18 protein-coding genes, 7 tRNA genes and 1 riboswitch are annotated in these 19,351 nt (G+C 67.0%); of the genes, 13 read left to right on the top strand and 12 right to left on the bottom strand.

Features of this window, described 5'->3' with window-relative positions; all coding sequences use genetic code 11:
* The first annotated feature begins 35 nt into the window (after positions 1-35).
* Both ACFWUU_RS16105 and ACFWUU_RS16110 read left to right on the top strand, forming a co-directional pair.
* Complete coding sequence (locus tag ACFWUU_RS16105; protein ID WP_380176345.1) at positions 36-1,487, top strand: ArnT family glycosyltransferase; 1,452 nt, start codon at positions 36-38, stop codon at positions 1,485-1,487.
* Complete coding sequence (locus ACFWUU_RS16110; RefSeq protein ID WP_380176347.1) at positions 1,487-2,086, top strand: formylglycine-generating enzyme family protein; 600 nt, start codon at positions 1,487-1,489, stop codon at positions 2,084-2,086. Before ACFWUU_RS16105 ends, ACFWUU_RS16110 begins: the two co-directional genes overlap by 1 nt.
* On the opposite strand, the gene ACFWUU_RS16115 is transcribed toward ACFWUU_RS16110, so the two are convergent.
* From ACFWUU_RS16115 to ACFWUU_RS16130, 4 genes are all read right to left on the bottom strand, one after another.
* On the bottom strand, positions 2,076-3,008 hold the full coding sequence (locus ACFWUU_RS16115) for a zinc-binding dehydrogenase (protein ID WP_380176349.1): 933 nt from the start codon (positions 3,006-3,008) through the stop codon (positions 2,076-2,078). The genes ACFWUU_RS16110 and ACFWUU_RS16115 overlap by 11 nt on opposite strands.
* A 297-nt stretch (positions 3,009-3,305) precedes the next feature.
* Positions 3,306-3,377, bottom strand: a tRNA-Val gene (locus tag ACFWUU_RS16120).
* Between the two features lie 31 nt (positions 3,378-3,408).
* Positions 3,409-3,479 (bottom strand) — tRNA-Cys (locus ACFWUU_RS16125).
* Positions 3,480-3,540: 61 nt separating this feature from the next.
* Positions 3,541-3,613, bottom strand: a tRNA-Gly gene (locus ACFWUU_RS16130).
* Positions 3,614-3,779: 166 nt separating this feature from the next.
* Between ACFWUU_RS16130 and ACFWUU_RS16135 the strand changes: the two genes are divergently transcribed.
* Positions 3,780-4,592, top strand: a complete 813-nt coding sequence (locus tag ACFWUU_RS16135) for an aminotransferase class IV (RefSeq protein ID WP_380176351.1) — start codon at positions 3,780-3,782, stop codon at positions 4,590-4,592.
* Positions 4,593-4,636: 44 nt separating this feature from the next.
* On the opposite strand, the gene ACFWUU_RS16140 is transcribed toward ACFWUU_RS16135, so the two are convergent.
* Positions 4,637-5,197 carry a CGNR zinc finger domain-containing protein gene (locus tag ACFWUU_RS16140; RefSeq protein ID WP_137255016.1) on the bottom strand — a complete coding sequence of 187 codons (561 nt, stop codon included), beginning with the start codon at positions 5,195-5,197 and terminating at the stop codon, positions 4,637-4,639.
* A 130-nt stretch (positions 5,198-5,327) separates the two neighbouring features.
* On the opposite strand from ACFWUU_RS16140, the gene ACFWUU_RS16145 reads away from it, so the two are divergent.
* The 4 genes from ACFWUU_RS16145 (at position 5,328) to ACFWUU_RS16160 (ending at position 8,556) form a co-directional block, all read left to right on the top strand.
* Positions 5,328-5,399, top strand: a tRNA-Val gene (locus ACFWUU_RS16145).
* 81 nt (positions 5,400-5,480) lie between these two features.
* A complete protein-coding gene (locus ACFWUU_RS16150) occupies positions 5,481-6,320 on the top strand; it encodes a helix-turn-helix domain-containing protein (RefSeq protein WP_380176353.1) in 840 nt (279 codons plus the stop codon).
* 66 nt (positions 6,321-6,386) lie between these two features.
* A complete protein-coding gene (locus ACFWUU_RS16155; RefSeq protein WP_380176355.1) occupies positions 6,387-6,992 on the top strand; it encodes a dihydrofolate reductase family protein in 606 nt (201 codons plus the stop codon).
* A 163-nt stretch (positions 6,993-7,155) separates the two neighbouring features.
* A complete protein-coding gene (locus ACFWUU_RS16160; RefSeq protein ID WP_380176357.1) occupies positions 7,156-8,556 on the top strand; it encodes a M20/M25/M40 family metallo-hydrolase in 1,401 nt (466 codons plus the stop codon).
* On the opposite strand, the gene ACFWUU_RS16165 is transcribed toward ACFWUU_RS16160, so the two are convergent.
* A complete protein-coding gene (locus tag ACFWUU_RS16165) occupies positions 8,553-9,560 on the bottom strand; it encodes an SDR family NAD(P)-dependent oxidoreductase (RefSeq protein WP_380176359.1) in 1,008 nt (335 codons plus the stop codon). The two genes, ACFWUU_RS16160 and ACFWUU_RS16165, sit on opposite strands and share 4 nt — an antisense overlap.
* A 74-nt stretch (positions 9,561-9,634) precedes the next feature.
* Between ACFWUU_RS16165 and ACFWUU_RS16170 the strand changes: the two genes are divergently transcribed.
* Positions 9,635-10,549 (top strand): AraC family transcriptional regulator, encoded by a 915-nt coding sequence (locus ACFWUU_RS16170; RefSeq protein ID WP_380176361.1) that lies wholly within the window; start codon positions 9,635-9,637, stop codon positions 10,547-10,549.
* Here ACFWUU_RS16170 and ACFWUU_RS16175 read toward each other — a convergent pair.
* Together ACFWUU_RS16175 and ACFWUU_RS16180 are read right to left on the bottom strand one after the other, a co-directional pair.
* On the bottom strand, positions 10,531-11,496 hold the full coding sequence (locus ACFWUU_RS16175) for an aldo/keto reductase (RefSeq protein ID WP_380176363.1): 966 nt from the start codon (positions 11,494-11,496) through the stop codon (positions 10,531-10,533). The two genes, ACFWUU_RS16170 and ACFWUU_RS16175, sit on opposite strands and share 19 nt — an antisense overlap.
* A 39-nt stretch (positions 11,497-11,535) precedes the next feature.
* A complete protein-coding gene (locus ACFWUU_RS16180; RefSeq protein WP_380176365.1) occupies positions 11,536-11,976 on the bottom strand; it encodes a pyridoxamine 5'-phosphate oxidase family protein in 441 nt (146 codons plus the stop codon).
* A gap of 96 nt (positions 11,977-12,072) precedes the next feature.
* Here ACFWUU_RS16180 and ACFWUU_RS16185 point away from each other — a divergent pair, with 96 nt between their 5' ends.
* The 4 genes from ACFWUU_RS16185 (at position 12,073) to ACFWUU_RS16200 (ending at position 13,373) form a co-directional block, all read left to right on the top strand.
* The gene (locus ACFWUU_RS16185; RefSeq protein ID WP_380176367.1) at positions 12,073-12,948 is read left to right on the top strand and encodes a sigma-70 family RNA polymerase sigma factor; all 876 of its coding nucleotides are present in this window, start codon (positions 12,073-12,075) and stop codon (positions 12,946-12,948) included.
* A 143-nt stretch (positions 12,949-13,091) separates the two neighbouring features.
* Positions 13,092-13,164: transfer RNA gene (locus tag ACFWUU_RS16190), tRNA-Gly, on the top strand.
* 39 nt (positions 13,165-13,203) lie between these two features.
* Positions 13,204-13,274, top strand: a tRNA-Cys gene (locus ACFWUU_RS16195).
* Positions 13,275-13,301: 27 nt separating this feature from the next.
* Positions 13,302-13,373 (top strand) — tRNA-Val (locus tag ACFWUU_RS16200).
* A gap of 72 nt (positions 13,374-13,445) precedes the next feature.
* Here the strand turns inward: ACFWUU_RS16200 and ACFWUU_RS16205 are convergent.
* The 4 genes from ACFWUU_RS16205 to ACFWUU_RS16220 form a co-directional block, all read right to left on the bottom strand.
* On the bottom strand, positions 13,446-14,237 hold the full coding sequence (locus ACFWUU_RS16205; protein ID WP_380176369.1) for a DMT family transporter: 792 nt from the start codon (positions 14,235-14,237) through the stop codon (positions 13,446-13,448).
* A gap of 206 nt (positions 14,238-14,443) precedes the next feature.
* Complete coding sequence (locus ACFWUU_RS16210) at positions 14,444-15,187, bottom strand: SDR family NAD(P)-dependent oxidoreductase (protein WP_380176371.1); 744 nt, start codon at positions 15,185-15,187, stop codon at positions 14,444-14,446.
* Positions 15,188-15,203: 16 nt separating this feature from the next.
* Positions 15,204-16,271, bottom strand: a complete 1,068-nt coding sequence (rsgA, locus tag ACFWUU_RS16215) for a ribosome small subunit-dependent GTPase A (protein WP_380176373.1) — start codon at positions 16,269-16,271, stop codon at positions 15,204-15,206.
* Positions 16,272-16,420: 149 nt separating this feature from the next.
* Positions 16,421-17,626, bottom strand: a complete 1,206-nt coding sequence (locus tag ACFWUU_RS16220) for a YihY/virulence factor BrkB family protein (RefSeq protein ID WP_380176375.1) — start codon at positions 17,624-17,626, stop codon at positions 16,421-16,423.
* An 18-nt stretch (positions 17,627-17,644) separates the two neighbouring features.
* On the opposite strand from ACFWUU_RS16220, the gene ACFWUU_RS16225 reads away from it, so the two are divergent.
* Positions 17,645-19,264 carry an acyl-CoA dehydrogenase family protein gene (locus tag ACFWUU_RS16225; protein ID WP_380176377.1) on the top strand — a complete coding sequence of 540 codons (1,620 nt, stop codon included), beginning with the start codon at positions 17,645-17,647 and terminating at the stop codon, positions 19,262-19,264.
* Positions 19,262-19,343: riboswitch (ZMP/ZTP riboswitch) on the top strand. It overlaps the preceding gene by 3 nt.
* Positions 19,344-19,351: the final 8 nt, after the last annotated feature.

A 19,351-nucleotide genomic window follows, 5' to 3' on the forward strand; every position in this document is an offset into this window, starting at 1 on the left:
TAGCGGGGACCCCCTCCGACTGACAACATGCCGCCATGAGTCGCCCTCCGGTCCACCCTTTCGCCGCGCGACCGGTGGTTGGCGTGGCGTTGCTCGTTGGTGTTGTGCTGACTGCGCTCTCGGGGCGGTACGGCTACCACCGCGACGAGCTGTACTTCATGGTCGCCGGTCGGCACCTGAGCTGGGGGTACATCGACCAGCCGCCGCTGACGCCGTTGATCGCGCGTATCTCGACGACGATCTTCGGCGACACCGTCGTGGGTCTGCGGGTGCTGTCGACGCTGAGCAGCGTCGCGACGATCATCGTCATCGCGCTGCTCGCGCGCGAGTTCGGCAGCGCTCGGCGTGGACAGGTGCTGGCCGCGATCTGCGCTGCCGTGTCCGGGTTCGTGCTGGGCGTCGGGCACATGGTGTCCACGGCGACGTACGACCTGCTCGCCTGGATGCTGATCGCGCTGTTCGCGGTGAAGCTGCTGCGCACGCGCGACGGCCGCTGGTGGCTGGCGCTCGGGCTGACGGCCGGGATCGCCTTGGAGAACAAGTACCTCGTAGTGCTGCCGGTCGGCGCGCTGCTCGTATCGCTCCTGATCGTCGGACCGCGCAGCGTACTGCGCTCGTGGTGGCTGCTCGCGGGCGTAGGCGTGGCCGGGGTGGTCGCGCTGCCGAACGTGCTGTGGCAGTTCCAGCACGGCTGGCCGCAGCTCACCGTCGCCGGCGGGATCAGTGAGGACGACGGCACCGAGAACCGGATCATGTTCATCCCGCTGCAGATCCTGCAGCTGTCTCCGTTCCTCGTCCCGATCTGGATCGCCGGATTCCTTCGGCTGTGGCGGCACCTTCCATGGGCGCGCTCGATCGCGCTGGCCTATCCCGTCCTCTGTGTGGCAGTCCTGATCGCCGGCGGGAAGTCGTACTACGCGTTGCCGCTCCTGCTCGTCCTCGTCGCCGCCGGGGCCGAGCCGACACTCCGATGGGTCGACCGGCATCGGATCCAGGCCGTCATCGGTCTGGTGCTCACGGCATTGACCTCGGCCCTCTTCACGTTGCCGCTCCTGCCTGCATCAGCTGCCGACTTCGTCATCCCGGTCAACAAGGAGCAAGGCGAACAGATCGGCTGGCCCGCCTTCACCGCCTCGGTCGCGACCGCGTGGGGACAGATCCCGCCGGCGGAGCGGTCGACGGCAACGATCTTCACCGGCAACTACGGCGAGGCCGGCGCGCTTCGCCGCTACGGGCCTTCGCACGGCCTGCCCACGGCGTACTCCGGCCACATGAGCTTCGCCGACTGGGAACGCCCGCCGGACACGAACACCGGCCCCGTCCTCCTCGTCGGCATCGTGCCGACGCCGGAGTTCCGCGACTGCAGGCAGGTCGGGACGATCCACGCGATCGTCTCGAACGACGAGGACGGCGCCACCCTGTTCATCTGCGAGTCACCCGCGCAACCATGGTCCACGCTCTGGCCGAAGCTCCGCCGGTTCTACTGATGCTGGTTGAGGTTCCGGCCGGCGTCATCTTCCTTCGGGACGATCGCCTGGGCCGCCGCTGGCACGTCAACCTGCCCGCGTTCCGGCTGGCGCGTTATCCCGTGACGGTGAACTACGTACCGCTCACAGGTATCAGCTGGCACGACGCCGTTGCCCTATGCAACCAGATGTCGATCGATGCCGGACTGCCCGTCGCCTACGAGATCTCCGGCTCCGCTGTCAGCTGCGATTGGACCTCTCCGGGGTATCGCCTGCCGACCGAGGCCGAGTGGCAATGGGCGTGTACGGCGGGCATACCGGCGTACCGCTATGGAGAGCTGGACGAGATCGCCTGGTACTCCGAGAACTCCGGCGGGCACGCGCATGCCGTCGGCGAGAAGGCGGCCAACGCGTGGGGCCTGCACGACATGCTCGGGAACGTGTGGGAGTGGTGCTGGGATCTGTACGACCCCGACACCTACGGCCCGTACCGCATCTTCCGCGGCGGCGGCTTCGACGACCCCGAACGCTCCGTCGGCTCGACCGTCCGCCGCCGATCGCACCCGACGTTCGCGATCGAGGACCTGGGCTTCCGCGTCGCGCAATCTGTCACGGCCTGAGCGCAAGCTTCCCCACCGTCACGCCGGCCTCGAGCTCGGCAAGCACCTTCGGCCCATCAGCCAGGTCGTAAACGGTCGGTGTGCCAGGCGGATACACACCCGCGTCGATCAGCCTGCCCAACTCAGCCATCACCTCGTCGAACAACTCCGGCGCCTGCTGAATGAACGTGGTGAGGTGATGCCCGATCACCTGCACCGGGTGCCTGAAGTTCAACTCCCAGTTACTGATCGAAGCCTCCCCCGCAGCAAGCCCGATCACGATGACCTTCCCCGTCACCCGACGAGCCAACTCCACACTCCGACGGAACGTTTCACCACCCACCGACTCAAGCACGACATCAACACTTCCCGAGGCGACCGCTGCCAGATCCGCGGTCCCGACCACCCGATCTGCACCGAGCCGCCGCACCACGTCGTGCTTGGAAGCAGACGCCGACGCAATAACAGTCGCCCCGTAATACTTCGCGATCCGCACCGCAGCCTGCCCAACCCCACCAGCAGCCGCATTGATCAACACCGTGTCACCAGCCTTCACCCGCCCAAGCGACCGAAGCGCACCAAGCGCCGTCGCCCAGTTCAACACCAACCCCAGCGCCTCCTCATCCCGCCACCCCACCGGCACAGGCACAAAATCCCCCATCACCATGTACTCCGCAAACGCCCCATACCCCGTCCCCACAACGTGATCCCCCACCCCCACGCCGCTCACCCCAAGCCCGACCGCAACAACCTCCCCAGCAGCCTCAAACCCAGCCAGATACGGCGCCACCGGCCCACCGTCATAAGTCCCCCGAGCCCGCATCACATCAGCAAAGTTCACCCCCGCAGCCCCCACCCGCACCAACACTTCCCCATCCCCCACCCCCGGCACCCCAACATCCACCAACCGCATATCCCCCGACCCCTGCTCCAAAGCCCGCATGACAGCACCCTCCAGTTATGTTCGACCATCACCGTACATCAGTTAGATGATCATCGAACACAACCACAAACGAGCCGCCCCAAACCCAACCCAAGCTGGTGACTGACCGCCCAACCCGAGCCAAGCCGGTGAGCGAACTGCGAAACCCAGCCCAAGCCGAACCGCCGAGCGAAGCGAAGGCCCAAGGGGGTGCGGGTGGCGAAGCCCCCGCAACGCGGCAAGCGAAGCGCAGCCGCACAAATGACGAAGGCGACCCGGCCGACGCTTTCCGTCGGCACGAGTCGCCCATCGCCTTCGTGGACGATACTGGGATCGAACCAGTGACCTCTTCCGTGTCAGGGAAGCGCGCTACCGCTGCGCCAATCGTCCGAAAAATCCCCAGTTTGACCTGAGGTTCTCGAGGTGGAGACGGGATTCGAACCCGTGTACACGGCTTTGCAGGCCGTTGCCTCGCCTCTCGGCCACTCCACCACTGAGTAAGCTGGCATTGAGAAAGCTGGCACTGAGAAGTAGGCCCGCCGAACCCTCTCCGAGCGGACGACCGGGTTCGAACCGGCGACCTCAACCTTGGCAAGGTTGCGCTCTACCAACTGAGCTACGTCCGCAGTGCGACCGGGTTCGAGTGTCCCCCGGCGCGAAAAGAACATTAGCCCATCCCGGGCCGACTTCAAAAATCGGGGTCCGCCGGCAGGTCGACGTATCGTCATCCGCCGGTCACCTCGCAGTACCGGATCCCCTGCGCACTAAGGTGTTGCGCGGAAGGAGCACCACATGCGTATCTGGCTCAACGGCGCCTTGCTGGACGACGAGGCGACCGTCTCGCCGCTCGACCACGGGCTGACCACCGGCGACGGCGTCTTCGAGACGATCAAGATCGAGAACGGCCGCCCGTTCGCCGTACGACGGCATCTCGAGCGACTCGTTCGCTCCGCGGTCGGGCTCGGCCTGCCGACGCCGGATGTCGCGGCGATCGAGGCCGGTATCGAGGCCGTGGTCGAGCCCGGGATGCCGTTCGGGCGGCTGCGGATCACGTACACGGGTGGTGTCTCACCGTTGTCGTCCGATCGCGGTACGTCGGGGCCGACGATCCTGGTCGCGACCCAGGAGATCAAGCGCCCGTCCGCCACCTCCGCGATCGTCACGGTCCCGTGGATCCGCAACGAGCGCAGCGCGGTCGCCGGCCTGAAGACCACGTCGTACGCCGAGAACGTCCGCGCGCTCGCCTACGCGAAGGAACGCGGCGGCAGCGAAGCGATCTTCGCCAACACGATCGGCAACCTTGCCGAGGGCACCGGTTCGAACATCTTCTGCGTGTACGACGGTGAGCTCGTCACGCCGACGCTGGAGTCCGGCGCGCTGGCGGGCGTGACGCGCGGCCTGGTCCTCGAATGGTTCGGCGGCGTCGAGCGCGACGTACCGCTCGAGCAGCTCTTCGAGGCCGAGGAGATCTTCCTCACATCCACGACTCGCGACATCCAGGGCATCCACCGCGTCGACGACCGAGAGCTGACCGCTCCGGGCACGATCACGGCGCAGGTGGCGAAGATCTTCGCCGACCGGTCGGCCGACGAACCCAACCCCTGACGACGTTGGGGAGGACCTTCGCAGATCCTCCCCAACTCAGTTCGTCACTCGCCGGATGCCTTGCGGCGCTCGCGGTAGGCGGCCACATGCAACCGGTTGCCGCAGGTGCGGGCATCGCAGTACCGCTTGGAACGGTTCCGCGACAGGTCGATGAGGGCGTCGTCGCAATCCGGCGCCTCGCAGCGGCGGAGGCGTTCGCGTTCGCCGGCGGAGATCACCTGGGCAAGCGCGATCCCGCACTCCACCGTGATCCGGCACGCCAGCGACGCGCCGGCGCGGGAGTAGTGGATGTGCCACGGGTGCCCGTCGTGGTTGGTGAGCCGCGGAGTCGACGTACCGCGGGCGATGATCGCGTTGATCATCGTTGCCGCGGACGCGTCGGAATCCGTGGTGAACACCGGCGCGAACAACGGCCGCAGATCGCGAACCTCGGCCAGGTCCTTCTCCGTCAACGTGTCGACCGCGCTGAACTCCCGCTCCTGGACGAACTTCTCCAGTTCCTCGAGTGTCTCCAGCGAGTCGACCTGGCTGTTCGGTCCGGGCATGGTGTTGACGAGCCGGACCAGCGTCCCGAGCGCCTGCTCGGTGTCGTGCGAGAAAGTCACAATCACGTCTCCAACGCGACGGGATCTCCGTCCTGCAGCAAGAGTAGCCCGGCCCGATTAGATCGTCGCTGCAATGATGCGCTAAGGTTTCACCCGCACCACCCCACAAGAAACACCAGCACCATCATCCGGGCGATTGGCGCAGTGGTAGCGCGCTTCGTTCACACCGAAGAGGTCACTGGTTCGAACCCAGTATCGCCCACCCCGGAATCACCCCAGGCCGGTCCCCATGGGACCGGCCTTTTGTATGGGCCATCGCCACTGGGTGCGCGATGCTGTGCAGATGGAGTACGTGTCCAGAGTGCCGCGGCCGCCGCTGGACGGGCTGATCGACGACCTTTACTACCTGGAGGGTGTGCCGCCGTACGCCCGGCTCACGTTGCCGCCGATGCCGGGGGCGTTGCTCATCGTCAATCTCGGGGCGCCGTTCCGCATCCGTGCCGGCGCGGATATCGAGACGGCCGAGTACGTCGACGGGTGCGTGGTCACCATGCCCACGCGTGCGTTCGAGTTCGGCTACCCGGTTCCGACACGGTCCGTCGGCGTCCACGTAAAGGCGTGGGGACTGGCGCCGTTCCTGCCGATGCCGGCGGCCGAGCTGTGTGACCGGCCGGTGACGATCGAGCAGGTATGGGGCCGGGCGGCCGTTGCCGAGTTGCGAGACCGGCTGGCCGCGGCGGACGGACCGGACGAGATGCTGACGCTGCTCGAGGACGAGCTGATGCGACGGCTGTCCGAGACCGCCGGCCTCGGGCTGGTCAGCCATACGAGCAGTCTCATCTGGGCGACCGGCGGGGCGGTGGCGATCGGTGACCTGAGCGCGGCAGCCGGTGTCAGCAGCACCCATCTGGCACAGCGGTTCAAGGAGCTCATCGGCGTCACGCCGAAGCGGCTGGCCCGCACCTGCCGCTTCGCCGCGACGGTGTTGTCGATCGACCCCGCCGGTCCGGTCGACTGGGGCGAACTCGCCGGTGGCGCCGGATACTTCGACCAGGCCCACTTCGGTCACGAGTTCCGTGCGTTCACCGGTCTCACGCCGACCCGGTACGTCGAAATACGGCGGCGGTTCCTGCGCGAACATCCCGGCCATGCGCTGGAGGGGTGGCCGCTGCCGGCCGATTGATTTCTTACAAGAACGACAGCTCACGACACGCTAATTTGAGGGCACCCCGAAGCAAAGGAGAGCCCCGTGGGCAAGGTGGTCATGTACAGCTCGGTGTCGGTGGACGGCTTCGTCGCGGACGAGAACGACCAGCCCGGACCGCTGTTCGACTGGTTGTCCAGCGGTGACGTCGCCTTGGACGACAGCGGCCTGGTGAAGGTGTCGCAGGTGTCCTACGACTACACCCGGGCGTACTGGGACCAGATCGGGGTCACAGTCGCCGGCCGCCACGTCTTCGACATCACGGACGGCTGGGACGGGAAGCCTCCCGCCGGGATCGACCACGTGGTCGTCGTGACACACCGGCCGGCGCCCGAGGGCTGGAACCCCGAGGCGCCGTTCTACTTCGTCGACGGCGTCGAGGCGGCCGTGGCCAAGGCGCAGGAGCTTGCGGGTGACCGCATCGTCGAGGTCGCTGCCGGCAACGTCGGCGGTCAGGTGCTTGCCGCCGGTCTGGTCGACGAGGTGCGCATGGACGTCGTACCTGTCGTGCTCGGGTCCGGCAAGCGCTACTTCGGCTCGGTCGACGCGCAGCACCTGTTGGAGGATCCCGACGAGATCATTCAGGGCGACCGGGTCCTTCACCTGCGCTATCCGGTGCGCCGCCTCGGGTCTGAAGAGCAGAAAGGGTAGGGAAAACCTCTTTCGCGAGCGGCTGACGGGGTGGGTGGTCGGTGCCAGAGTGAGGGCGAGGCGTATACCGTCCGCTCACTCAGGAGGCGCCATGTCTGGCTCCCGTTCGTCTCGATTTTCGTCTTCGGACTCTTCGGACTCCTCGTCGCGCTCCAGTCGCCGGGTGTTCCTGGCCGGCTCGGGGGCCGTGGCTGCCGGCGCTGTTGGCGCCGCGCTGGTTGGAGGCTCGGCCGAAGCGGCCGGTGCAAGTTCAGTTGGGCTGCAGGCAGCGAAGATCGATGGTGAGTTGCGGAAGTTGTTGCGGAACGTGGATCCGAAGCGGATCGGCGCGACGATTCAGCGGCTGACGGAGTTCGGGACTCGGCATACGTTGTCCAGCCAAAGCGATCCGGTGCGCGGTATCGGGGCGGCGACGGTGTGGGTCGGGCAGCAGATGGACGCTATTGCAGCGACTTCGGGCGGGAGGATGACGGTCGCGCGTCAGTCGTTCATCCAGCCGGTTTCCAGCCGGATCCCGGTGCCGACTCAGATCACCAACGTCATCGCGACGTTGAAGGGGACCGCCTCGCCCGAGCGGTTCTACGTCGTGACCGGGCACCTCGACTCGCGGGTGACCGACATCATGGACTTCACCAGCGACGCGCCGGGTGCTGATGACGACGGGTCCGGGGTTGCGTGTGTGCTCGAGCTGGCCCGCGTGTTCGCGACGCATCAGTTCCCCGGCACGATCGTCTTCGCCACGGTCACTGGTGAGGAACAAGGGCTGTACGGCTCCTCGTTCATGGCGCAACAGATGGCGGGCGCGGGCAACGACGTACAGGGGATGTTCAGCAACGACATCATCGGGGCGAGCAGGTCGTTCGACGGGCACAAGCCTGACCCGTTCACGGTGCGGATGTTCCTTGAGGGCATCCCGACCAACGTGACTGCTGCCCAGATCTCGCTGTTGCAGTCGGCCGGCGGGGAGAACGACGGGAAGGCCCGTCAACTCGGTCGCTTCGTTCACTCGGTCGCGCCGAAGAGCCTGACCGGCATGGACATCCGGCTGGTCTGGCGGCGCGACCGGTTCCTGCGCTCCAGCGACCACGTCTCGTTCCAGAGCCTGGGCTATCCCGCCGCCAGGTTCACCGAGCCGCGGGAGAACTTCAACCACGAGCACCAGAACGTCCAGGTGGTCGACGGCGTGCAGTTCGGCGACCTGATCGACTTCGTGGACTTCGACTACATCGCTCGGGTGACCCGGGTGAACGCGGCGGCCTTGTGGGGGCTTGCCACCTCACCCGGCACTCCCAAGAACGCTCAGGTCCACACGACGCCGCCCGGCACTCTCTCCGGCACCAACCTGACCACGCTTTCGTGGGACGCCAACCCGGAAACGAACCTGACCGGGTACGAGGTGGTGTTGCGGGAGACCACGGATTCCGATTGGACCAGTGCGATTCCGGTCGGGAACGTCACCACGGTGACGCTCGACATCTCCAAGGACAACGTGCAGATGGGCATCCGCGCCGTGGATCGGAACGGGAACCGGAGCCCGGCCGCAGCCCCACAAGCCGTGGCTTAGCGCTTGATCAGCTCCTCGCTGAGGGTCCAGAGGCGATCGGCCGACTCGGCGTCCAGCGCGTGCGGAACGACGTACGAGCGGACGTCGTGGTCGGTGAAGTTGATCGGAGTGGGCTCGTCCAGCAGGGAGATCTCGTTGTCCCTCAGGTAGGTGCCGCCGTACGACTCCAACTGCGGGTTGGTCGCGGCGAACACGGCTGTGCTGGCGCCCTGTGACGGAGTCTTGCGCTCCCGGGCAGGGTCGACGATTTGGTTGCCGGCGGCATCTACCAGGTCCATCGCCTGCAGGTCCTCGGTGGTCAGCCAAGGCGTGCGGGTTTCGCCTTCGGCCAGGTGCGGGCCGAGGTTTGTGGTGATGACAATGCCGGGATGTACGGCGTACGCGTGGATGCCGTACTGCGACCACCGGCGTTCGAGCTCCACCGCGAACAGGACGTTGGCAGTCTTCGACTGGCCGTACGCGAGGAGCGGATCGTAGTCGTGGGCGAACTGCGGGTCGTCCCAACGGATGTCGGAGAGGCGGTGACCCCCGGACGTCACGTTGACCACGCGGGCGCCATGAGCCGCTCGGAGGGCCGGAAGTAGGCCGAGGGTCAACTGGAAGTGACCGAGGTGATTGGTCGCGAACTGCGACTCGTAGCCGCGCGCGTCGCGGACGAGCGGGCCGGCCATGATGCCGGCGTTGTTGATCAGGATGTGGAGCGGGCGGCCGGTCGCGAGATAGCGATCGACGAACGCGTCGATGGACTTCGGGTCCAGTAGGTCGAGCTCGCTGGTCTCGACGCGATCGATCCCCGCCAACGCCGCGGCGGCGCTCGAGGGGTTGCGTACGGCAACTGTCACGGAGGCGCCGGCCTTGCTGAGGGCACGGGTGGTCTCGAGGCCGAGGCCGCGATGGCCGCCGGTGACGATCGCGTTCTTGCCGGTCAGGTCGATTCCTGCGAGTACGTCGTCCGCGGTCGAGGCGGCGGTGAAGCCCGTGCCGATGGGGTGCTGTTTCGTCATGCACCCAGCCTGCCGCGCGGGCGGCGTACTCTGAATAAGTATCAGTTCAGATTTTCTTCGCGAGAGTACAGCGCATGGATCAGTTGTCCGAGGTGTTCGAGCTCGTCGAGGTCCGCGGGTTGGTGTCCGGCGGGTTCAACGTGAGCGGACGATGGGTGTCACGCGCCTCGCTGGTCGAGTCGTTCAAGTTCATCGCGGTGGTCAGCGGGCGGGCGCGTCTGATCACGGACGGGATCGACGCGCCGATCGAGCTTCTCCCCGGCGACGTCGCGATCCTCAACAACCGGTCGCGACTCGAGCTCTCCGGCGGCACGGGCGACGGACCGGTTCGCGAGGTCGTTCCCGTCGAGACCGGCCTGTCGCTCACGGGCTGGAGCACGAACGACGTCATCCTCGGTGGCCGGATCGACCTCAACGAAGCCGGGCGGACGCTGCTGCTCGAGGCATTGCCGCCGGTCGCGCACGTGCGGGCCTCCCCCACCACCGGCGCGAACCTGCGCGGCAGCCTTCACCGGCTGTTCGACGAGGTCGCCGGCCACCGCATCGGCTCGGCGTTCGCAATCCGGCAACATGCCCAGCTGGTGCTCCTCGAAGTACTCCGGACGTACGTCGAACAAGCCGAGCTGCCACCGGGATGGTTGCGCGTCCTGACCGACGAACGCCTCCGCCCCGCCCTCACCCTCATGCACTCGCAGCCCGACAAGCTCTGGGGACTGAACGAGCTGGCGCACGCGGCGGCGATGTCGCGTACGTCGTTCGCCGAGCGGTTCCGCGACGTGGCCGGCATGCCGCCGCGCGCGTACCTCAACCGCTGGCGGATGATGCTCGCCCAACGCGCTCTCCGCGACGCGGACGTCAGCGTCGGATCACTCGCGACCGAGCTCGGGTACGCGTCGGAGAGTGCGTTCAGTACGGCGTTCAAACGCGAGGTCGGCGAGTCACCCCTGCGCTACCGCTACCGGATCCGCGATCAGGCGTTGTCCAGCTGATCTACCAGGCCGTCGTCGAGCTGGATATCGACCGCGGCCAACGCCTCGTCCAGCTGTTCGAGCGACGACGCACCGATCAGCGGGATGACGTTGTGGTGCAGGAGCCAGGCCAGTACGACCTGATTCGGAGTCACGCCGAGGTCGTGGGCCGCCTGGCGAAGCGCCTCATAGCGAACGTACGCCGTCGGATGCGCGTAACGGGGCTGGAACGGCCGGTCCGCACGCGCGTACGAACCACCGAGGAGAGCCTGGTACGCAACGAGCGTCACGTCCGGGTGCTCGGCCAGGTAGTCGAAGTGCTCGACACCCGCGTGCTGGTAGTGCGGAGTGCCGTGACGGCGTACGCCCTGCAGAGCAGGCGGGTTCGGCCAGAGGTAGCTCGAGTGCTGCTGGATGACGGAGTACTGCGCTACGCCCTGGGCAGCTGCGGTCTGCCGAGCGCGGTCCAGCCGCCACGTGGCGGTGTTGCTGCAGCCGAGCAAGTCAACGACCCCGTCCGCTGCCAGTCGCCCGAACGCGGCGACGGTCTCGTCCAGCGGAGTACTGCGGTCGTCGATATGCGCGTAGTACAAATCGATTTGCTCGATGCCCAGCCGACTGAGACTGCCCTTGACTGCCTCGCCTACTGCAGACGCGCTGAGCCCTTCCCAGTGCGCGTCATCGGGGTCGCCGGGGACCGTGGTCCGTGCACCGCATTTGGTGGCGATGAACAACTCGTCACGGTTGCCACGGGCCCGCATCCAGCGGCCCAGCAGCTCCTCGCTGTCACCGCCGTGCCCGTGCCACTGGTTGTAGTTGTTCGACGTGTCGACGAACGTCCCGCCCGCCTCCACGAACCGATCCAGGATCGCGATCGCGGTATCAGCCGGCGTCGACGTACCGAAGTTCATCGCCCCCAGGCAGAGCGCGCTGACATTCCGTCCGTTCCCAAGAGTTCGAGACAACATGCCCTCCACCTTCCCTCCTGGAGCGCACTCGAAGTCAAGTCAAACGAGCCAGACGCCGTCGTTCATGAGGACGCGGTCCTTGAGTTCGTTGGCCTCTCGCCAGGCTTGGATCTTGGTGGGAGTGATCCGGAAGAACGGATAGTTGGCCAGGGGGCGGGGGTCGAAGCCGGCCTTGGTGGCGAAGGACTCGCCTTCCGCGTCGGTGGCCTCGGTGACTGCAGCCGTGCCCGTGATGTGGATGACGTCGCGGAACTCGCCGATGGTGAGCTGGACCAGCGGGTTCGCCTGCAGGTTGCGGGCGGTCGGGTTGGTGACGGTGGTGGAAAGCAGCAGGGTGTCGGCGGTCCACAGGAACGACAGCGGCATCAGGTACGGCGTACCGTCGAGCGACGCCGTGGATACCCAGGCGTCGACGTCCTCGGCGAACCGGCGCAGCATGTCCTGCTTGCGCTCCGGCAGCGGGCGGGGTGGTGCCGTCATGGCGGGCTCCTGTTCGTTCTGCTGTCACATGCGGTCCGAGTACTTCGTCATCGGGATGACGGCGCTGGGCCGAGTGGTGTGACAGGTGGAATGGTGATGGACATGGATGCGGACGACTGGCTGGCGACACGGTTCGAGCAGAACCGGGACCGGCTGCGGGCTGTCGCTTACCGGATCCTAGGCTCTGAGCCGGAGGCCGAGGACGCGGTCCAGGAGACCTGGATCCGGCTCAGCCGCAGCGACACCGCCACGATCGACAACCTCGGCGGCTGGTTGACCACAGTTGTCGGGCGGATCTGCCTCGACATGCTGCGCACCCGCCGCGGCCGGCCAGAGCTGCCGGTCAGCGAGCACTCCCCCGTGCTCGCGGATGACGTCGTACCCGATCCCGAGCTCGAAGCGGTGCAGGCGGACTCGGTCGGCCTCGCACTGCTCGTCGTACTCGAGACGCTGTCGCCGGCGGAGCGGCTCGCGTTCGTGCTGCACGATCTGTTCGCCGTACCGTTCGAGGACATCGCGCCCATCATCGGCAAGTCGCCGGCTGCCGCGCGGCAGATCGCGAGCCGGGCGCGACGGCGAGTTCGCGGTACGCCGGAACCGACGAGCGTGGATGTGGTTCGGCAGCAGGAAGTCGTCAGCGCGTTCCTGGCCGCTGCGCGCAACGCGGACTTCTCGGCGCTGCTCGAAGTACTCGATCCCGAGGTCGTACTGCGTGCGGACGCGACCGCTGCGGAACGCGGGATGGCGGCGCGGGTCACCGGGCACGACCGCGTCGCGCGGGCCTTCACCGGACGGGCGCAGGCGGCGAAGCTCGTGCTGGTCGACGGCATGCCCGGGCTGGTGTGGATGCAGCGCGGTGAACCGGTCGTTGTGTTCTCTTTCACCGTCGTCGACGGGCGTGTCGCGACGATCGATCTCCGCGGCGATGCCGAGTACCTGCAAACGGTTGATCTGGTGTCGTTGAACGGCTGATCGGACGGCGTGTCGAGTGGACAGGTTCGCTGTGACTCGAGTGACGGATGGGGACCGATTCACGGCGTGGAATCCGGTTTTTGTCCAGGCGGAAAGTGCGCTACTGTTCTGCTCTCGCACCGAGGGAAACTGCTCGGGGTGATGCGGACGTAGCTCAGTTGGTAGAGCGCAACCTTGCCAAGGTTGAGGTCGCCGGTTCGAACCCGGTCGTCCGCTCGGAGAGGGTTCGCCCCAAACTTTGTGGCACGTCTCTTTGGTGGAGTGGCCGAGAGGCGAGGCAACGGCCTGCAAAGCCGTGTACACGGGTTCGAATCCCGTCTCCACCTCGAAACTTCAGTAGTGTTGAGTTTCCTGGACGATTGGCGCAGCGGTAGCGCGCTTCCCTGACACGGAAGAGGTCACTGGTTCGATCCCAGTATCGTCCACGAAAGCGACGGGCGACCCATACCGACGGAAAGCGTCGGCCGGGTCGCCTTCGTCATTCGTGAGGCTGCGCCTCACCTCCTGGCTTGGGTTGTTACGGCCAACAGGAGCAGTACGCCGCCTACCAGGGACATCGTTGACAGGTGTTCTTGGAAGAGGGCTGCTCCTATAGCGGTGGCTACTACTGGTTCTAGTAGGGCTACTAGGGATGCGGTGGAGGCTCTGAGGGCTCTCAGGCCTGTGTAGAAGAGGGTGTAGGCAAGGGCTGTGGGGATCAGGCCGAAGTAGGCGATCAGGAGCCAGCCGGCGGGGGTGGTCGGTAGGGCGGCGAAGGGGAGTAGGAACGCTGTGCCTGTGACGAAGCCTGCGAATGCGGTGGTCAGGGGGTCTGGGGTGTTGCGGTTGAGGATTGTTGTTGCTGAGTAGCCGGCGGCTGAGGCCAGGGCTGCTGCTACGCCTGTGAGGTTGGCTTGGCCGGTGGTGAAGGTCAGGAGGGTGAGGCCGATCAGGGCGACGAGGATGGACTTGGTGAGGCGCTCTCTCGTTGCGAGGGTGATGAGGATGGGGGCGGCGCCGAGCGCTATGACCGTGGCTATGCCTACGCCTACTCGAGGGATGGCGATGAAGTAGCCGAGTTGGCAGAGGGCCAGGCCGGCTCCGCTGACCAGATGGCGCAGTGGGGTTGCGGTGAAATGCGGTCGGGCGGCTCCTCGGCCTGACAGGCGGCGGGCCAGGGCCAGCCAAAGGGCTGCTGTGGCCAGGCGCCAGAAGGACGTCGCTGTGGGAGTCAGGCCGGCGTGTTGGGTGAGGAGTGCGCCGGTCGGGCCGCCGGTGCCCCAGGCGATGGCGGCGATGACGACGTACATGAGGGCACGTCTGGTTGAGAGACGGGAGTGCATCGGTTGCTCCGGGATGTTCGCGGTGAAGGTGGGGCGTCTGCGAACAGGCCGAAGGAGCTCAGGTCAGAGCGACCTGAGCGTTGGGAAGCCGTCCGCTAAGCGGCGGCCGGCGGGCAGATGATGCGATGCACGAGGTGGACAGTAGCCAGTCCACGGAGGCGCGGCGAATGGTTTTACATGCGGAGGTACGAGCCGCCGTTGAAGTCCAGGACGGTGCCGGTGCCGAACTCGGCTTCCGCGGAAGCGAGATACATGATGGCGGCCGCGACCTCAGAGGGATCCGCTACTCGTTCCAACGGGCTCTCGAGGCGGCGGCGGTCGTAGCCGTCGCCGGACAGGTTCACGGCGGCCATATCGGTGACCGTCCAGCCAGGGGCGATGGCTGTGACGGCGATGCCTTCAGGGCCCAGGGCTCGAGCGAGTGACTGGGTGAACGACACGATCGCGGCCTTCGAAGCGCCGTACGCCGGCTGGTTCGGCTCGCCGCGGAAGGCGCCGCGGGACGAGACGTTCACGATCCGCCCGCCGCGGCCCATGTGCCGGACCGCGCACCAGGTGACGTTGGATGGCCCGACGAGGTTCACCGCGAGCGTCTCCGCCCACGCCTGCTGCCACTCGGCGTACGTCGTTTCGCGGATGCGGTGTGGCACGTAGAGGCCGGCGTTGTTGACCAGTACGTCGATGCTGCCCAGGGCTCTCGCGGCCGCGTCGACCATCGATTCGATGGCTGCTGGGTCTGCGAGGTCTGCCTGAACCATGACGTGGCCCGTGCCGGGTAGCTCCTTCAGGACCTGGGCTGCTGCGTCGGCTGAGGCGCTGTAGTGGACTGCCACTCGGTCGCCTGCGGCGGCGAAGGCGCGGGCCGTCGCCGCTCCGATCCCCCGGGATGCTCCTGTCACCAGCACAGATCGGTTCATGCAGACGATCTTTTCATCAGGGTCGTGGCTTGTGGTCGCGGCGGTACGACTTGCTGGCGCGGACCCACTCCTTCTTCATCTCGTTGCGCAGCCGGATGTCCGCCCGCCGTGCCATGTACGCCGCCTCGCGCTGAAGCTTCACCCAGCTCTCGTAGCGCCGGTACGGCAACGAGCCGTCGTCCAGAGCTGCTCGCACCGCACAGTCGGGCTCCATCACATGCGAGCAGTCCTTGAACTTGCACCGCTCCGCCAGCGCCGTGATGTCCGGGAACGCCGCTGCCAGCCCCTCCCCTGACTCCTGCAGACCGATCCCCCGCAGACCAGGCGTGTCAATAACGATCCCTCCGGTGGGCAGCACGATCAGCTCACGCCGCACCGACGTGTGACGGCCCTTGCCGTCCTCACGGATGTCCTGCACGTCCAGGAGCTCCACACCGGCCAGTGCGTTCACCAGTGACGACTTGCCCGCACCACTCGACCCCAGCAATGCCAGAGTGGCATCTCCCGCCACCAGCGCACGTACGTCGTCCATCCCCGCGCCAGTGGTCGCACTGCACACCAGTACGTCGGCGCCGGGCGCAGCCAGGGCGACGTCCTCAGCTACTGAATCGGCGTCCCCGACCAGGTCGGATTTCGTCAGTACGACGACCGGCCGCGCGCCGCTCTCCCACGCCAGCGCCATGAAGCGCTCGATACGGACGATGTTCGGCTCGGGGACCAGTCCGACGACGATGGCGATCACGTCGACGTTCGACGCGAGCACCTGCCCGCGCGACGACCCGCCGACCTCCGCCCGGACGATCGCAGTACGGCGTGGCAGCACGGACTCGACGGTGATGCGGTCGTCGGGCCAGAACCGCAGTACGACCCAGTCCCCTGTACATGGGCCGGCCTGTGCGTCGGCGGCGATCGCCGTGAGCAGTGCGCCGGACCAGCTGGCGCGGACCGGGCCGTCGGTGGTGAAGACTGTCGCCAGGCCTTTGTCGACCCGGGCGACGCGTCCCGGGACCAGCTCTTCCGGGACGGATTGCAAGAACTCGGCCGTGGAACTGTCGAGTCCCAGGGCCTGGAGTGTGGCTGACATGCGGCGAACCTTTCAGAGGGCCCGGCCGCGAGCTCAGCTCAGCGGACGGACGGTGTCGGAGACAGCAGGCCGTTGGGCCTGGTAGTAGCTCATGGCGGCTGCCTCCCTCCGGTCCGGTCGGTCCCGAGCCAGGGACCGTTCTGATGTGGTCAGACTAGGTCGTCGGTGTCACCCTGCGCACCGGATTTTCCGACCGACGCAGGCTTCCGCTCAGGCTCCTCAGCCGCGGGCTCCTCGTCAACAGGAGCCGCCGGAGCCTCAGGCACCGCAGCAGCAGCGGGCGCAGGCGGTCGCTCGGCGAGTTCCTCGATCTTGCGCGCCACCTCGGCCTCCGGCCGCTCGTCCGACTCCACCGGCGTCAGCGAGTGGTCGTGATGCGGCTCCGGCTCCGCCTTCATCACCGGCTCGATCTCTTCCTCGTCGGCGGCCGCAGCCTTCACCTCGGCGACATGCTGCTTGTGCGGCCACAGCCGGTCCACGACAGCATTCAACGCCGCACCTATCAGTACTGCGATAGCCGTCATGTACAGCCACATCAGTACGGCGATCGGCGCGGCCAGCGGACCGTAGATCGACGTACCGCCGACGGTGCTCTGCAGGACCCAGCGCAGGACGAAGCTGCCCAGGATCCAGATCGACAGCGCCAGGAACGAGCCCGGCAGGTCGGAGACCCACGGCGTCCGGATCGGCACCGACAGGTGGTACAGGGTGTTCAAGAAGCCCGCGGACAGGATCGTGACGACCGGCCAGTACAGCTGGTTCAGGAAGTCGAGCCGGTGCGGCAGCAGCGCCTGGACCGCGTCCGGGCCGGCCAGCACCAGCGGCAGGACGATCACACCGATGATCAGCGCGGCGCAGTACAGGCTGAACGACAGCGCGCGGGTCCGGACGATGCCGCGCTTGCCGCCCATCCCGTACATGATCGTGATCGTGTCGACGAACACGTTCAGCGCGCGGCTGCCGGACCACAGCGACAGCACGAAACCGATCGAGATGACGTCCGGCCGGCCGCCGTTCAGCACTTGGTCGAGGGTCGGCGAGATGACGCTCTTGATCGAGTCGTCGGTCAGCGCACGAGCGGCCAGATCGACGATCTGCTGCTTGATGTCGTTGATCGTCTCGACCTCGAACCATTTGCTCGCGATGTAACCGAGCGATCCGGCGAGTCCGAAGATCAGCGGCGGCAGCGAGAGGATCGCGAAGAACGCCCCCTCGGCCGCGAGCCCGGTGACGCGGTACCGCAAGCACACCCCGACGGTCTGCGTCAGCAGACTCCAGGTCGTCGCGGGGATCCGGCGAACCCATGCCAATGAGAGGGAGCTCCCACCAGTGGGTCCTGCCCCGATACGTGCCATACCGCTTACCGTACTGACATGGCGGACCCATTCGCGGTAACGAATCAGGCTCCCCCACTGCGGGGCGTGAACTTCTTCACCCAGGATGCGGCTCTCGGTGACGCTCTGCGTCCGTACGCCGACCTGGCCGACGACCCCGGTCTACGCCGGATCGGCGAGCTGGCGGGCTCCGAGGAGGCCCGCGCACATGCCCTCCCGGCGAACCACAACCTGCCCGTACTGCGCACCCACGACCGGTACGGGAACCGCATCGACGAGGTCGAGTTCCACCCCTCGTGGCACTGGCTGATGGAGCAGGCCGTCGGGTTCGGACTCCAGGCCGCGCCGTGGACGAGCGATCGGCCGTCGCCGCATCTGACCCGGGCGGCCGGGTTCTACCTGTGGTCCCAGGTCGAGCCGGGGCACGGCTGCCCGATCTCGATGACGTACGCCGCGGTCCCGGCGCTGCGCGCAGACGAGCGCCTCGCGAAGGAGTGGGTCCCGCAACTGGCGTCGACGGAGTACGACGTACGCCGGTTGCCGGTCGCGGCGAAGAGCGGTGTGCTCGCCGGGATGGGGATGACCGAGAAGCAGGGCGGGTCCGACGTGCGGGCGAATCTCACGACCGCGACGCCGGTGGGCGATGACGGTGAGTATCAGCTGAACGGGCACAAGTGGTTCTGCTCGGCGCCGCAGGTCGACGTGTTCCTGGTCCTGGCGCAAGCGCCGGACGGGCTGAGCTGCTTCGTCGTACCGCGGGTGCTTGCCGACGGCAACCGGAACCCGTTCGCACTGCAGCGGCTGAAGGACAAGCTCGGGAACCGGTCGAACGCGTCGTCTGAGGTCGAGTTCCACGGCACGATCGGCTACCGGCTCGGCGATGAAGGCGCCGGGGTGCGGACGATCATCGAGATGGTCGCGGCAACCCGGCTCGACTGTGTCCTGGGCTCGGCGGCGTTGCAACGGAAAGCCCTCGTCGAGGCGATCTGGCACACGCAACACCGCTCGGCTTTCGGTGGGTTGCTCGCCGACAAGCCGGCGATGCAGAACGTGCTGGCCGACCTGGCGATCGAAAGCGAGGCCGCCACCGCCCTGGCCATGCGTCTCGCCGCCGCTGTCGACTCATCCGACCCGAAGGAAGCAGCCTTCCGCCGCATCGCGCTGCCGTTGGCGAAGTTCTGGGTGTGTAAGCGAACGCCGTTCATGGTCGCCGAGGCGCTGGAGTGTCTCGGCGGGAACGGGTACGTCGAGGAGTCGGGCCTCCCGCTGCTCTACCGCGAGTCGCCCCTCAACTCGATCTGGGAAGGGTCGGGCAACGTCAACGCGCTCGACGTACTCCGGGCGCTGCGCCGGCCGGAGTCGCTCGAGGCCTGGCTGGGTGAGATGGCTGCGGTGCAAGGGGCCGATGCCCGGCTGGACGCCGCGGTGAACGACGTCCTGCAAGCGCTTGCTGACATCGAGAACGCCGAAGCCGGCGCCCGGAGGCTGGCCGCCCAGATGGCCCTTTGCCTGCAGGGTTCGCTACTCGTCAGGCATTCGACCCCGGCCGTCGCGGACGCGTTCGTGGCGTCCCGGTTGGCCAACGACTGGGGTGGCGTGTTCGGCACGCTGCCGCGGACGACACCGTTCGATCAGATCGTCCGGCGCGCGATAGGGTGAGCGCGTCGCGACTGGCGCGCTGAGGTGGATAACCACCGGGGAGCGAAACCCGTCGGCACCGTGCGCCTGGGTGCCTTCGACCCACTG

Origin of the sequence: Kribbella sp. NPDC058693, from assembly GCF_042715335.1 — a bacterium.
GTDB classification, from domain to species: domain Bacteria; phylum Actinomycetota; class Actinomycetes; order Propionibacteriales; family Kribbellaceae; genus Kribbella; species Kribbella jiaozuonensis.

Coding starts and splice junctions, on each gene's coding strand:
- ACFWUU_RS16170 (WP_380176361.1), top strand. CDS start 9,635: ATGGATCAGTTGTCCGAGGTGTTCGAGCTCGTCGAGGTCCGCGGGTTG.
- ACFWUU_RS16220 (WP_380176375.1), bottom strand. CDS start 17,626: ATGGCACGTATCGGGGCAGGACCCACTGGTGGGAGCTCCCTCTCATTG.
- rsgA (WP_380176373.1), bottom strand. CDS start 16,271: ATGTCAGCCACACTCCAGGCCCTGGGACTCGACAGTTCCACGGCCGAG.
- ACFWUU_RS16150 (WP_380176353.1), top strand. CDS start 5,481: ATGGAGTACGTGTCCAGAGTGCCGCGGCCGCCGCTGGACGGGCTGATC.
- ACFWUU_RS16135 (WP_380176351.1), top strand. CDS start 3,780: ATGCGTATCTGGCTCAACGGCGCCTTGCTGGACGACGAGGCGACCGTC.
- ACFWUU_RS16205 (WP_380176369.1), bottom strand. CDS start 14,237: ATGTACGTCGTCATCGCCGCCATCGCCTGGGGCACCGGCGGCCCGACC.
- ACFWUU_RS16110 (WP_380176347.1), top strand. CDS start 1,487: ATGCTGGTTGAGGTTCCGGCCGGCGTCATCTTCCTTCGGGACGATCGC.
- ACFWUU_RS16180 (WP_380176365.1), bottom strand. CDS start 11,976: ATGACGGCACCACCCCGCCCGCTGCCGGAGCGCAAGCAGGACATGCTG.
- ACFWUU_RS16185 (WP_380176367.1), top strand. CDS start 12,073: ATGGACATGGATGCGGACGACTGGCTGGCGACACGGTTCGAGCAGAAC.
- ACFWUU_RS16105 (WP_380176345.1), top strand. CDS start 36: ATGAGTCGCCCTCCGGTCCACCCTTTCGCCGCGCGACCGGTGGTTGGC.
- ACFWUU_RS16210 (WP_380176371.1), bottom strand. CDS start 15,187: ATGAACCGATCTGTGCTGGTGACAGGAGCATCCCGGGGGATCGGAGCG.
- ACFWUU_RS16165 (WP_380176359.1), bottom strand. CDS start 9,560: ATGACGAAACAGCACCCCATCGGCACGGGCTTCACCGCCGCCTCGACC.
- ACFWUU_RS16225 (WP_380176377.1), top strand. CDS start 17,645: ATGGCGGACCCATTCGCGGTAACGAATCAGGCTCCCCCACTGCGGGGC.
- ACFWUU_RS16115 (WP_380176349.1), bottom strand. CDS start 3,008: ATGCGGGCTTTGGAGCAGGGGTCGGGGGATATGCGGTTGGTGGATGTT.
- ACFWUU_RS16175 (WP_380176363.1), bottom strand. CDS start 11,496: ATGTTGTCTCGAACTCTTGGGAACGGACGGAATGTCAGCGCGCTCTGC.